Annotated in this window: 13 protein-coding genes, 1 tRNA gene, 1 pseudogene and 1 riboswitch; of the genes and pseudogenes, 7 read left to right on the top strand and 8 right to left on the bottom strand. The window is 59.5% G+C overall.

The genetic code is table 11. From position 1 onward, the window contains the following. Window positions 1-333 precede the first annotated feature (333 nt). The 3 genes from ACLTXB_RS06935 (at window position 334) to ACLTXB_RS06925 (ending at window position 4048) form a co-directional block, all read left to right on the top strand. Window positions 334-1602 carry an SLC13 family permease gene (locus tag ACLTXB_RS06935; protein WP_110442172.1) on the top strand — a complete coding sequence of 423 codons (1269 nt, stop codon included), beginning with the start codon at window positions 334-336 and terminating at the stop codon, window positions 1600-1602. A 19-nt stretch (window positions 1603-1621) separates the two neighbouring features. Continuing rightward, a complete protein-coding gene (locus tag ACLTXB_RS06930) occupies window positions 1622-2113 on the top strand; it encodes a hypothetical protein (RefSeq protein ID WP_428226494.1) in 492 nt (163 codons plus the stop codon). A gap of 237 nt (window positions 2114-2350) precedes the next feature. Next, window positions 2351-4048 carry a putative manganese-dependent inorganic diphosphatase gene (locus tag ACLTXB_RS06925; protein WP_110442171.1) on the top strand — a complete coding sequence of 566 codons (1698 nt, stop codon included), beginning with the start codon at window positions 2351-2353 and terminating at the stop codon, window positions 4046-4048. Between the two features lie 92 nt (window positions 4049-4140). Here ACLTXB_RS06925 and ACLTXB_RS06920 read toward each other — a convergent pair whose 3' ends face one another. The 3 genes from ACLTXB_RS06920 to ACLTXB_RS06910 all read right to left on the bottom strand — a co-directional run bounded on the left by ACLTXB_RS06920 (window position 4141) and on the right by ACLTXB_RS06910 (window position 5612). Beyond that, window positions 4141-4515, bottom strand: a complete 375-nt coding sequence (locus tag ACLTXB_RS06920; protein ID WP_428226493.1) for a DUF2752 domain-containing protein — start codon at window positions 4513-4515, stop codon at window positions 4141-4143. Then, a complete protein-coding gene (locus tag ACLTXB_RS06915; protein WP_008981178.1) occupies window positions 4512-4865 on the bottom strand; it encodes a DUF4234 domain-containing protein in 354 nt (117 codons plus the stop codon). Before ACLTXB_RS06915 ends, ACLTXB_RS06920 begins: the two co-directional genes overlap by 4 nt. A 120-nt stretch (window positions 4866-4985) precedes the next feature. Beyond that, window positions 4986-5612 carry an orotate phosphoribosyltransferase gene (locus ACLTXB_RS06910; RefSeq protein ID WP_008981177.1) on the bottom strand — a complete coding sequence of 209 codons (627 nt, stop codon included), beginning with the start codon at window positions 5610-5612 and terminating at the stop codon, window positions 4986-4988. Between the two features lie 211 nt (window positions 5613-5823). On the opposite strand from ACLTXB_RS06910, the gene asnS reads away from it, so the two are divergent. Then, complete coding sequence (gene asnS / locus ACLTXB_RS06905; protein WP_020989797.1) at window positions 5824-7218, top strand: asparagine--tRNA ligase; 1395 nt, start codon at window positions 5824-5826, stop codon at window positions 7216-7218. Window positions 7219-7343: 125 nt separating this feature from the next. Here asnS and ACLTXB_RS06900 read toward each other — a convergent pair. Continuing rightward, a tRNA-Arg gene (locus ACLTXB_RS06900) sits at window positions 7344-7420 on the bottom strand. Between the two features lie 167 nt (window positions 7421-7587). On the opposite strand from ACLTXB_RS06900, the gene ACLTXB_RS06895 reads away from it, so the two are divergent. From ACLTXB_RS06895 to ACLTXB_RS06885, 3 genes are read left to right on the top strand one after another with little or no spacing between them, the layout of a single operon-like run. Then, window positions 7588-8049 carry a LytTR family DNA-binding domain-containing protein gene (locus ACLTXB_RS06895; RefSeq protein WP_428226492.1) on the top strand — a complete coding sequence of 154 codons (462 nt, stop codon included), beginning with the start codon at window positions 7588-7590 and terminating at the stop codon, window positions 8047-8049. Beyond that, on the top strand, window positions 8046-8834 hold the full coding sequence (locus ACLTXB_RS06890; RefSeq protein ID WP_428226491.1) for a DUF3021 family protein: 789 nt from the start codon (window positions 8046-8048) through the stop codon (window positions 8832-8834). Before ACLTXB_RS06895 ends, ACLTXB_RS06890 begins: the two co-directional genes overlap by 4 nt. 37 nt (window positions 8835-8871) lie before the next feature. Further along, window positions 8872-9333 (top strand): hypothetical protein, encoded by a 462-nt coding sequence (locus tag ACLTXB_RS06885; protein WP_428226490.1) that lies wholly within the window; start codon window positions 8872-8874, stop codon window positions 9331-9333. 63 nt (window positions 9334-9396) lie between these two features. On the opposite strand, the gene thiE is transcribed toward ACLTXB_RS06885, so the two are convergent. The 4 genes and pseudogenes from thiE to ACLTXB_RS06865 all read right to left on the bottom strand — a co-directional run bounded on the left by thiE (window position 9397) and on the right by ACLTXB_RS06865 (window position 12875). Beyond that, the gene (gene thiE, locus ACLTXB_RS06880; protein ID WP_428226489.1) at window positions 9397-10029 is read right to left on the bottom strand and encodes a thiamine phosphate synthase; all 633 of its coding nucleotides are present in this window, start codon (window positions 10027-10029) and stop codon (window positions 9397-9399) included. Between the two features lie 5 nt (window positions 10030-10034). Further along, the gene (gene thiM / locus ACLTXB_RS06875; protein WP_428226488.1) at window positions 10035-10850 is read right to left on the bottom strand and encodes a hydroxyethylthiazole kinase; all 816 of its coding nucleotides are present in this window, start codon (window positions 10848-10850) and stop codon (window positions 10035-10037) included. 194 nt (window positions 10851-11044) lie between these two features. Then, window positions 11045-11566, bottom strand: a pseudogene (thiW, locus tag ACLTXB_RS06870) (energy coupling factor transporter S component ThiW); the annotation flags it as partial. Window positions 11567-11869: 303 nt separating this feature from the next. After that, window positions 11870-11972, bottom strand: a riboswitch (TPP riboswitch). Window positions 11973-12068: 96 nt separating this feature from the next. Next, a complete protein-coding gene (locus ACLTXB_RS06865) occupies window positions 12069-12875 on the bottom strand; it encodes an HAD-IIB family hydrolase (RefSeq protein WP_428226487.1) in 807 nt (268 codons plus the stop codon). Window positions 12876-12898: the final 23 nt, after the last annotated feature.

The following is a 12898-nucleotide window of genomic DNA, read 5'->3' as shown; positions in this document are numbered from 1 at the left end:
TGGCAAAGAACTTTCTGCGAAACTTCGTTTCGCCTCTGTACCCATAAGAAACAGTTCCGTAGGAGTGACGCTCTGCGCCGCTCCTGCGTTTTTATTTTCCCGCTTCTTTCTGCCCGGCCTTGACTCCAACCGCTCGCTCCATTGATTTGCAGGATATCCTGCATTAGGAAAACAGATTCCACAGAAAAGTCGCATTTAGACTGTTATATGTGATGTACAGGTGAAAACGCCAAAAAACTTTCCTGTTAAATTGTTGTTAATCTTGCAAAATTATTCTTTACAACCGGGGAAACAAAGCGTTAAAATGACCGCCTGTGAAGGAAGTGATCGAGTATGAACCTGCAACAAATGATTGCGGTGGGCGTATTCCTGTTGGTGATGGCCGCCATCATCTCGGAAAAAGTACACCGCAGCGTGGCTGCGCTGGCCGGAGCGGTGGTCCTGCTGCTGACCCACGTACTTACCATTGAAACCGCCGCCGACTATGTGGATCTGAATACCATCGGCGTGCTGGTGGGCATGATGCTCTTTGTGGCCGTGGTCAAGAGTTCCGGCCTGTTTGAGTACATTGCCATCTGGTCGGCCAAGCTGACCCGGGGCCAGCCCATGGCTATCCTGGCGGTATTCGCGGTCATCACCGCGGTGCTCTCCGCCTTTTTGGATAACGTCACCACGGTGCTGCTGATCGGCCCCATGACCATTGCCATTACCCAGATCCTGGAGGTCAATCCGGTGCCTTTTCTGCTCTCTCAGATCATGGCCTCCAACATCGGCGGTACCGCTACCCTCATCGGTGACCCGCCCAACATCATGATCGGCAGCGCCGCCGGTCTGAGCTTTGCCGACTTTATTGTCAACACCGGTCCGGTGGTACTGATCATTCTGGCTGTGGTGGTAGCCATCTTTTTCCTCATGTATCGGGGGAACCTCCACGTGGAGTCGGAGAACATGGAAAAAGTTCTCACCCTGGATGAAAAACTGACCATAAAAGATGCTTCCCTTCTGCGGAAAAGTGTTATAATGATCGTACTGGTGGTGGTGGGATTCATCTTCCATGCCCAGCTGGGCATCGAGTCGGCCACCGTGGCACTCACCGCGGCAGGTGTGATGCTGCTCATCGGCGGTCAGGACGCAGAAGACGTGATTCTGGGCGTGGAGTGGTCCACCATCTTGTTCTTCATCGGCCTGTTTGTGGTGGTAGGCGGCCTGAACAGCACCGGCGTCATCGCCATGCTGGCCAACGGCATGCTGGAGCTGGTGGGCGACAATGAGGTGCTGGCCATTGTGTTGGTTTTGTGGGCCTCCGCCCTCATTTCCGCCTTCCTGGACAACATCCCCTTTGTGGCCACCCTCATCCCCATGATCCAGACCATGCAGCAGGGCGGCATGGATGTGCTGCCCCTGTGGTGGGCCCTGTCTCTGGGCGCCTGCCTGGGCGGCAACGGCAGCCTCATCGGCGCCAGCGCCAACGTGGTTCTGGCCGGAGTCAGTGCCAAGAACGGATACCCCATCACCTTTATGAGCTACCTGAAAAAGGGCTTCCCCTTGATGCTGCTGTCGGTAGCCATTTGTACCGTCTATCTGCTGATTCGATTTGCGTGATGGAAAGGGAGGAAGGGTTATGAACCAAAATACCGTAAGTGGTGATATCGTAGATTTAAAGCTCAGTCAGCTGGGCGCCACCCAGATCACCAAGCTGCGCAGCCACATGTACATCGTGGACTTTACTCTGGAAAACGGCATGGAGATCTCCTACGTCTTTAATATCACCAAGCACGACAAGTACTTCCTGCAGCGTATGCGCCCCTACGCCATGGTGCAGGGCAAGTATGCCGACACCAAGGAGATCACCAAGTTTATCAAAGAGGACCTGCGCCGTTTCCGCACCGCGGAGCACAGCAGCAACTTTGAGGAGTTTGTGGACGTCTCCCGCAAGGGTGTGGAGCTCTCCCACGAGCTGGAGAGCCTGTTCCTCCACTACAACGTGGACAAGGCCACCCTGGACGAAATGCAGGGCACCCTCACCCGTATGATGCTTCACCTGGAGCAGCTGAAAAAGCAGCTTCCCCCTGTGGAGCCCGAACCCTGCAAGAAAAAAACCTCGGAATCCTGAGCCGCACCGCCGGCTTCGTTCCCCGCGTAAGAGCCAGATGTTCCGTAAGCCGGACCGCCTGAGACAGGCGGCCCGGCTTTTCCATCTTTAAAAAACAGAAAGGAAGGAAAAGTTTTCTTAAAAAACGTCCTCCTTTCTGCGAACTATGCTATAATGACATAGAAAAGAGCGAATCCACCCCAAACCGACCCCAATATTCGCGGCATTTGCCGCCCTATGAGAAGGAATGAGGCGTATATGACCAATCAGGAACTGAACACCCATCAGATCAAGGTAATCGGCCACTGCAACCCGGATACAGACTCCATCTGTTCCGCCATTGCATACAGCCGGCTGAAAAATATGATCGACCCCGACCACCCCTGCAAACCCTGCCGGGCCGGTCTTCTCAACCGGGAGACCGAGTTTGTCCTCAATTATTTTAACGTACCCGCGCCGCAGCTCTACACCGACGTGCGCTCCCAAATCCGGGACGTGGACATCCGCCGCATGGCGGGCGTGGACGGCGAGATGAGCCTGCGCAGCGCCTGGGTCACCATGCGTGACCAGGAGATCGACACCCTGTGTGTGGTGGACGAGGAGCAAAATCTGAAAGGCGTCATCACCGTAAAAGACGTGGCCACCGCCAACATGGACGTGCTGGACACCTACATCCTGGCCGAGGCCAAAACCAGCTATCAGAACATCATTGACACCCTGGGCGCCACCGTGGTGGTAGGCGACGTGGAGGGCAAGCGGGTCGAGGGCAGCATTATTATCGGCTCGGGCAGCCCCGAACAGATGGAGAAGGCCATCTCCAAGGGTGACATCGTCATTGTGGGCAACCGCATTGAAAGCCAGCTCACCGCCCTGGAGATGGACGCAGGCTGTCTGGTGGTGTGCATGGACAGCAAGATCTCCCGCACCATCTGCATGCTGGCCGAGGAAAAGGGCTGCATCATCCTCAGCACCACCTGCAACACCTATGTGGCCGGGCAGATGATCCGCCAGGCCGCCCCCATCCGCCACTACATGGTGCAGAAAAACCTGCTCTACTTTAACCTGAACACCTCGGTGGAGGCGGCCACCAAGCGCATGGCCTCGGTACGTTTCCGCTACTTCCCCATTCTGGACGACGAGGGCAAGTATGTGGGCGTGGTCTCCCGCCGAAACATGATGAACCTGCGGAAAAAGCAGATCATTCTGGTGGACCACAACGAGAAGAGCCAGGCCGTGGACGGCATTGACCAGGCCGAGGTGCTGGAGATCATCGACCACCACCGCATCGGCTCCATGGAGACCGAGGGTCCGGTCTATTTCCGCAATGTCCCGGTGGGCTGCACCTGCACCATTATCTATCAGATGTACCTGGAAAATGCGGCGGAGATCGACCCCACCACTGCCGGACTCATGCTCTCCGCCATCCTCTCCGACACCCTGATGTTCCGCAGCCCCACCTGTACCCCCATGGACGAGCGGGCCGCCCGGGCGCTGGCCGAGATTGCCGGTGTGGATCTGGAGAAGTACGCCGACGCCATGTTTGAGGCGGGCGGCGACATCACCGGCAAGACCGCCGAGGAGGTCTTCCGGGGCGACTACAAGATTTTCACCAGCGGCGAGGTGCGCTTCGGCGTAGGCCAGGGCAGCTACATGAGCCAGAAAAACCGTCTGGCCAGCGAAAAGCTGCTGGGTCCCTACCTGCCCATCGCCCTGGAGAAGCAGGGGCTGGACTTCATCTTCTACATGTTCACCGATGTACGCTCGGCCAGCACCGACCTGCTCATGGCGGGCAAGGGCGCCCAGCGCCTGGTGGAGCACGCCTTCGGCGTGGAGGTCAAGGACGGCATGGCGGTCCTGCCCCAGGTCGTCAGCCGAAAAAAGCAGATGGTCCCCGCCCTGATTAGCGCGGTGAAGCAGGCCATGGAGGAATCCGACCAGCAGAGCGCCGCAGGCTGAATGCATCGGGATTTCCAATACAAATTGGAGTTTTATTGCCATACATAACAAAGCGGAGAGGACATAGTCCTCTCCGCTTTCTTTTCGTATGGTCAGGCCATCAGATTGCGCAGGACGCCCCAGGCCAGAAAGTAAATAAGCAGGGCCCAGAAAACCCGCTCCTCTCCCCGGCTGGGCAGCTTTTGGCCGGTACGCACATAGCGCACCGCCATGCGCGCCGCCAGCAAAAGCAGCACCGGCAGGGCCAGCAGCAGGGCCGCATTGGCCCGCCAGGCTGCCGCCACATCCAGGCGCAGCAGGGCCAGACACATCCGGGTCACCCCGCAGCCGGGACACAGAAGGCCGGTCAGCTTCCAGACCGGGCAATACAGTCCCCGGCCGATGACAAGGATCAGAGCGGTGTAGGCCACTCCCAATCCCACCAGGGCTGCGCCCCCAATGGCCAGCTTTTTCAGGCGTTCTTTCACAGGGGCTGTACAGGGGTATAGTGGTTCAGCTCACTCTGGATGATGGCGCAGGTAACGATGCTCAGACCGAAAATATTCAGCACCAGAAACAGAATGGGGAAGGAACCGGCCGGTATATTGTTGCGCATCCGCGCCCGGTCCAGCTTGTCACCCATCTTGTAGCCCCAGTAGATGCTATAAATGCCGCAGGTGACGAGGCTGAGCAGAAATGCTACGATACCGGAGGTATCATACTCCTGGGTCACTTCGTTTACCTCATCGGTGAGGCTGACGAACCAATAGATGCCGTAAATACCACATGTAATAATGGACAGTACAATACTTAAGGGAATACTGCGAGGTCGAACCATGGTTGGCCCCTCCTTCTCTGTATCGAAATGGTTTGGATCGAAACCATCATACTATATTCTATGATCCGGCGCAAGGTTAAAAAAGCGGCCGTCCTTCGGGCGGCCGCAAAGAAATATCGATTACAGACGGGACAGGCCGTAGCTGTTGGACAGGGCGTCGATTTTAAGACCCTGGGCACACATGGCGCAGTCCTTGGGGGAGTAGGTGGCATATCCGGGAATATCCTCGGGGGTAAAGAGGCTGTAAATGGGGATGTCGTCCACCGCATCCAGGGTGCTGAAGCCCGAGGCGATGCCCTGCACCTTGCCGCCGTAGTACTGCACGCACTCCACCGCCCGGCGTACGCTTTTGCCGGAGTTGACGGTGGAAATGAGGATCAGCACATCCTTGCCGGTGACCATGGGAGACAGGTTGTCACGGAAGATCAGCTGGCCGTTGGAGTCGTACTCGGGGGTGATAACATTGATGTTTTTATCACTGTTGACGGCAAAACGGTCATTCTTGGTGAGATGACGGGCCAGGAAGGCACCCAGCACCTCGCTGCCGTCCAGACAGACAATGGTGTCCACACCCTTGTCGTAGGCGTAGCGCTGAGCCAGCGTCATGGCGGCCTCCCGGGCCATGGTGTGTTCGTGCTTCATGCGGGTGATGTCGATGTAGTGGGAATTGTGAGAGTGACGGGTGGCAAAGTGGCCTGCAATCACGGATACCTCTACCTTGGGGTTCAGTTTGGACCGGATATTCATAGTGTCGCCTCCAATTCATCAAAGTCGCCAAAAAGCTGTGTACATATTATACTATTCCTTGTGCGAAAAAGCAAGCCGCAATCCCACATTTCTCCATCTCCACACCAGGCTTAGGGGTTGTAAATCCGGGGAAAACGCGGTATAATGACACATTATATTACCGTCTTGCGCCCCTTTCCGGCGCAGACGCGGAGAAATGGAGAGAACAACTATGGATCGCACCACCATTGCCGCCATTTTTGCGGATCAGGAGGCGCTGGGCGGCCAGACGGTCACCGTCTGCGGCTGGGCCCGCACCATCCGAGACATGAAGACCTTTGGCTTTATCGAGCTCAATGACGGCTCCTGCTTTAAGAATCTTCAGATCGTCATGGACGCCAACGTGCTGGACAATTATAAGGAGATCGCCGGCCAGAACGTAGGCGCCGCCCTGATCGTCACCGGCACTGTGGTGCTCACCCCCGGCGCCAAGCAGCCCCTGGAGGTAAAGGCCGACACCATCGCTGTGGAGGGTCCCTCCGCCCCCGACTATCCCCTGCAGAAGAAGCGCCACAGCGTGGAGTTCCTGCGCACCATCCAGCACCTGCGTCCCCGGACCAACCTGTTCTCCGCCGCCTTCCGGGTACGCTCCGCCACGGCCCACGCCATCCACTGCTTCTTCCAGGATCAGGGCTTTGTCTACGTCCACACCCCCATCATCACCGCCAGCGACTGCGAGGGCGCCGGTGAGATGTTCCAGGTGACCACTCTGGACCTGGAGAACGTGCCCAAGAACGAGGACGGCACCGTGGACTACTCCAAGGACTTCTTCGGCAAGCGAGCCAACCTCACCGTGTCCGGCCAGCTCAACTGTGAGAACTTCGCCATGGCCTTCGGCAACGTATACACCTTCGGCCCCACCTTCCGCGCCGAGAAGTCCAACACCCAGCGCCACGCCGCCGAGTTCTGGATGATCGAGCCCGAGATGGCCTTTGCCGACCTGAACGACTACATGGACAACGCCGAGGCCATGATCAAGTATGTCATCCGCTATGTGCTAGACAAGTGCCCCGATGAGATCAACTTCTTCAACTCCTTCGTGGATAAGGGCCTCAAGGAGCGCCTGGAGCACGTGGCCTCCTCCGATTTCGCCCGGGTGAGCTACACCGACGCGGTGAAGATTCTGGAGGAAAACAACGACAAGTTTGACTTCAAGGTCTACTGGGGCTGCGATCTGCAGACTGAGCACGAGCGTTACCTCACCGAGCAGGTGTACAAGCGCCCTGTGTTTGTCACCGACTACCCCAAGGAGATCAAGGCCTTCTATATGCGCCAGAACGACGACGGCAAGACCGTGGCCGCCGCCGACTGCCTGGTGCCCGGCATCGGCGAGCTCATCGGCGGCTCTCAGCGTGAGGAGCGCCTGGAGCTGCTGGAGAACCGTATCCAGGAGCTGGGCATGGATCCCAAGGACTACTGGTGGTACTGCGACCTGCGGCGCTACGGCTCCTGCCGCCACGCTGGCTACGGCCTGGGCTTCGAGCGTATGGTGATGTACCTCACCGGCGTGAACAACATCCGCGACGTGGAGCTGCATCCCAGAACCTGGGGCAACGCCGAATTCTAATAAAACATATCAAGGCCCCTGGCATGCTGCTGTTTCTTGCAGCTCCACGTCGGGGGCTTTTTTATGTGTATTGTATTTTGCATCATCAATAAAAATCCCGGAAATCGATCGATTTCCGGGATTTTTGGCACGCCAGAAGGGAATCGAACCCCCAGCCTCGCCCTTAGGAGGGGCGCGCTCTATCCTATTGAGCTACTGGCGCATATTCAGTTTGGCGATACAGCCCCTCTATTGTAGCCCACCGCCGGAAAACTGTCAACGGGAAAGCTGTCCCGCTCCGTTTGTCCTGTGCTGACGGCCATTCGTCCAAAATCGGTAGACGGAGAAGAAGCTCTCGTCTATACTAAAGCCAAGAAAGGGGGCGAAGGGATGCAGGTGGAAGTGAAACTGGACCCGGAGCGCAAGGAGATCGGGATCGTGGTGCTGGCGCCCGCTCCCTCGCCGGAGCTGGACGAGCTGGTGCGGCGGCTGGAGTCGGAACAGCTCTCCCCCCTGCGGGGCTGGCAGGAGGACACCATGACCCTGCTGCCCCAGAGCCAGGTAGTGCGCTGCTACGCCCAGGACAAGCGGGTATATGCCACGGTGGACGGCGGGGCGGTCTATCTGCTGCGGGAGCGGCTGTATGAGCTGGAAGAGCAGCTGGACCGGGGAAAATTTGTGCGCATCTCCAACGGAGAGATCATCAATCTGGACAAGGTAACGGCGGTGGATCTGTCCCTCACCGGCACCATCCGTATGCCCCTGGGAGAGGCAGGATACGCCTATGTATCCCGGCGATATGTGAAGAAAATCAAAGAGGCCTTACGGCTGGAGAGGAGGCGGACACGATGAAACAAGAGACACGGATGCTTCTGGTGCACATCCTTTTGGGTAGTGCACTGGGACTGTTGGTGGGGATCATCTGGATTCCCTACGTGATACACAGCCGGGAGAGCTCATTTCTGGCGGTATTGGCCTGTGTAGGACTGGGCGCCATGGCGGGACTGGCCACCCAGCCCTTTGCGGACAGCGGCCGTGCGCTGCTGCTCCATTCTATGGGCCATTTTGTATGCACCGCCGCCTTTTTTGCCCTGTTGGTAGTAGAGCTGAACATGGCCAAGGACATACGCGGCGTGCTGTTCTGGGAAAGCCTGCTGCTTTTGCTGTACCTGCTCATCTGGCTGGGCCACTGGACGGGGTGGTATTTGGAGGTAGCTCAGCTGCGGGAGCTGCTGGGCCTGGACCCTGGCCCCACTCCCCTCAAGTGGCGGGAGACGCTGCCCTATCTGCCCTTTGTCCTTTTGCTGTGCACCGCCCTTCCGCTGGGGCTGCGCGGGATCGAGCGGGCGGCGGGAGTTGACTTCCCCGCCCTCACCGGGCTCGTATATCCCTACCTCATTTTGCCAGTAGCCAGTCTGTGCGTGGGGCTGTCCCTGGGCAAGCGCCAGGGGGTATGTCCCCTGTTCCCCATTGCCTGCTTTGTGTGCTATCTGCCTATGGTATACCTGCTGTTTAACGAAAGCGCCCTGTTTCATTGCTTTATGACCGCCATTCCCGCTCTGGCAGGCAATATTCTGGGTGCGCTGTGGCGTGAAAGCCACACAAAACGCAACACTGGGAAGGAGGACCTTCCATGAAGAAGGAAGTGCGCCTGTACAACGTGCTCTTTCCCGTGTGGCTTCTCTGGCTTTTCCCCAGATCTTTTTGATCGTCGCCCCCGCCAACCTGCTGGTGGACTGCCTAGTGCTCACCCTGGCTCTGATGGGCCTGAAGCACAAAAACAAGTGGGCAGTGGTAAAAAAACTGGGGTTGAAATTCTGGTGGTGGGGCTTTGTCGCCGATTTTATTGGGATGGTACTCCTGCTGCCAGGGGTCTTACTCCCCTTCTTTTTCCCTCATGCGTCCTGGGCTGACGACATAAGCGCTTCCATTTGTGCCAACGCCTTCCTTCACCCCGTAGCGTTTCTTTGGATGCTGGCGGGTGTAGCCCTGGCCGGGGTGTGCATCTATCGTTTTGACAAGCGGGCCATGAAGGAGTGCGAGCTGCTCACCCAGCGGGAAAAGCATGTGGTAGCTCTCACCATGGCCATCGTCACCGCCCCCTGGCTGTTCTTTATCCCCCTGTACTGGTACTGAGGCAGAAGGCTTTATCCACATAGAAAAATCCGGACCTGGTTTTAAAAACCAGGTCCGGATTTTTTATTTCAGGATGGCGTCCAGCTTTTCCCGCAGACGGTGGGCCGCCTGCTCGGGGTCCTGGGCCTTGACGATGGCCCGCACCACCGCGCCGCCCTGAGCGCCGCTGCCGGTGAGGATGTCCACGTTGCTCTCATCCAGGCCGCCGATGCCCACCACGCCGATGGGCACCGCCTTGACGATATCCTTTAAGGTGTCTATGGAGGTGAGGACGGTGTTCACCTTGGTCTCGGTGGGAAACAGCGCTCCCACGCCCAGGTAGTCCGCCCCCTGCTCATAGGCCTCCAGAGCCTGGGGCACCGTCTTGGCGGTAGCACCCACGATCTTGTCCGGACCCATGAGCTGCCGGGCCGCCCAAACAGGCAGGTCGGTCTGGCCCACGTGGATGCCCGCCGCGCCGCAGGCCAGGGCTACGTCCACCCGGTCGTCGATGATGAGGGGCACCCCCGCGGGGTCGGTGATCTCCTTCACCGCCTGGGCCAGGCGCAGGTACTCCCGGCCGCCCCGGTTCTTCTCCCGCAGCTGCAGGAGGGTCACGCCGCCCCGGCAGGCCTTCTCCACCATGTCCAAAAACCGCTTCTCATCGTAGTAGCCGCTGTCCGTCACCAAGTACAGCTTCAAATCCACAGGGTTCATATGTTTCATCCTTTCTCAAAGGGGCGTACCGCCGCCTCATGGTCCAATTCTTCCGGGATGAGGGTATAGGCCGCGTCCAACAGAGCGGCGCGCAGACTTCCCGGCCCACGGGCCTCTCGGGCTGCCCGCTCTCCGCAGATGCCCAGCATGGCGGCGGCGGCCACCGCCGCTTCCTCCGGCTCCCCTACTGCCAAAAAGGCGGCGGTGAGCACGTTGAGCATGCACCCCGTCCCGGTAAGGCGGCTCATTATGCTGTGGCCGTTGCGGATCTCCCAGCGCCGCCCGTCGGGAGCAAACACCCCGTCTACCGGCCCCGAGGCCAGCAGCACCGCTCCCTGGCGGCGGCTGAACTCCCGCAGGGCGGAAAGGGTCTGCCCCTCCAGCCGGTCGCTGCCGTCCGCGTCCACCCCAGACATGCCCTGGCGGGCGCCGGAGAGGCACAACAGCTCCGACAGGTTCCCCTTGGCCACCTGAGGCTGAATCTTGGCAAGGTAGTCCTGGGCATAACGCCGGCGCAGGCTACTGCACCCCACGCCCACACAGTCCAGCACCATAGGCACCCCCGCCTCCCGGGCTGCCTGCCCGGCCAGCACCATGGACTCCATGCGCACGTCGGTGATGTTACCCAGGTTCACCGCCAGAGCGGCGGCGGTGGCGGTGATCTCAGCCACCTCCCCGGGGTGCTCGGCCATGATGGGCCGTCCCCCTGCCGCCAGGATCAGGTTGGCGCAGTCGTTGATGGAGATGGGGTTTGTGATGCAGTGGATGAGGGGCCGGCGGCTGCGCAGGGCCTCCAGCAGCGCTCCCAGGGACTGACTCATGCGTTGACGCTCTCCTTTCGGTGGGAGAAATAGTAGTAGGCGGCCACGGCCACGAACAGAGCCAGCACCACCCAGGGCATGGCCATGGCAGCGCCGGTGGCCTTCAGCACGTTCTTTACCAGCACCAGCACCGCCAGGTAGGCAATGATGCCCAGGAAGACGATGCCCATGCTGTCCCCGGCCACGGTGACCGGGCGGTCAAACACCTTGGCCCCCAGCTCCTGCTGCATTTTCAGCAGCATGCCGTTTTTGGCCAGCTTCTTGAGCAGCAGGAAGGCCACGCTGCCGCCGATGAGGGTACCGGCAATGAAGGAGGGCACATAGTACACCCAAGTGAGGCCGGTGTAGCCCCACCACAGGGTCATCACCGGGTAGGAGGCCACCGCGCCGATGATGCCGGTGCCCACCACCTCACCGATGACGGCGAAGATGAGCCGTCCGCCGCTGAGGCGGTACAAAATGCCCGACAGGGCCGCGCCAAACACCGCTCCGGTGAGGGCCAGAGGGGGAATGCCCATCAGGCTCATGCGGATGACGCCGATGGTGCAGGCGCACACGAAGGAGTACACCGGACCCAGCAGCACCGCACACACGATGTTGATAAGGTGGGCGGTGGGGCACATGCCCTCCACACGGAGGATGGGCGAGATGACCACGCCCACGGCCACCAGCATGGCCAGCACCACCAGGCGCAGAAGAGAGGGGTTGCGTTTCATAAAAAAGACTCCTTTTCCCAAAAGCTTCCGCGGAAAAGGAGTGGGATCCCACATGGACAGCCCTCCCCCACGCCGGTCTCCCAGCGCCGCGGAGCCCCCGCCCGGGCAAACTACCGGGTCGGGTCGGTCGAAGCTTACTGGCTTCCTCTCATGCCGGAACACGGCCTCCCATCGCTGTCCAGTTGTATACGAAAGCAGGACACAGGCCCAGGGCGCTCCCCCTCGGCCTGCCGCCTTTGGCAGTCCTTCCTCGCACTCCGGCCGAAAAAAACAAAAGAGGCGTGCCGCAGGCACGCCCGGACGCACAACAGCACGTCCACATCCCTACGGCGGCATGATCCGCATCAGGTTTCTGGGTCGAAGCCGAACTTCCTCTCAGCGCTCACGCGCTCCCCATTGTATTTTCCGTCCGAAGAATGTCCCGGCCTTAGCTGGGACGGGTTTATTATCCACCCCCCGCCCCTCTTTGTCAATCCCCATTTGAAGGTCGGGGAGGTGATGCTCAATATTTCCGGTCCAGGATCTCCACGATGTCGCCGATAACGCCCTCGTCGCAGTGGCACAGCAGCTTGGCGCCCCAGTCCTTGACCTCCTGAGCGCAGTTGGCCGGCGCGAAGGGGATGGCGGACAGGGCCATCATGGGGATATCGTTCTGGTTGTCCCCCACGCAGTAGAGGTTGTCCCGCTCCACCCCCAGCATATCGATGAGCCGCTGCACCATGCCGCCTTTATTGCATCCCCGGCGGGTGACCTCCAGGTAGTAGCGGTTAGAGAAAATGGCCTCGTACCGCTCCGGACAGTGCTCCTCCAGCCAGGCGCGGGCGCGCAGCAGCTGGTCGTACTCCTGCTGGACAATAACCTTGTTCCAGGGGGTGGGCATATCGGCAATGGGCGCCACCGTGTAGTCGGTGCCCACCTTGCGCATGTGGCCGTAGGTGACGTAGTTGGGGCGGTAGACATAGATGTCCTCCCCGTGGTAGGCCTCCATTCCCAGAGAGGGGATGGCGTCCATCAGGGCCTGGAAGTCCTGGGGCGCCCGGGGGTCCAGCTGGGTCTCCACCAGCATGGTATCGGTGTGGAAATCGTAGATGGCCGAGCCGTTGGACAGCACCACCGGGGCGTTGATGGGCGCTAAGTGGACGTAGGGGGCAAAGGTGGTGTAGGCTCGCCCGGTGGCCACGGTAAACCGTCCCCCCTCCCGCAGCCAGTAGTTGATGGCTGCCAGATTGCGGGGCGGCACCCGGTGATGGGAATCATATAAGGTATCATCAAAGTCGCTGACCAGCAGCAGGCCGTCAAATTTACCCATGGGGGCCTCTCTTTCTTCGCCCC

This window comes from Flintibacter sp., assembly GCF_046973065.1.
This window is presented reverse-complemented; position numbering and strand designations above follow the sequence as displayed.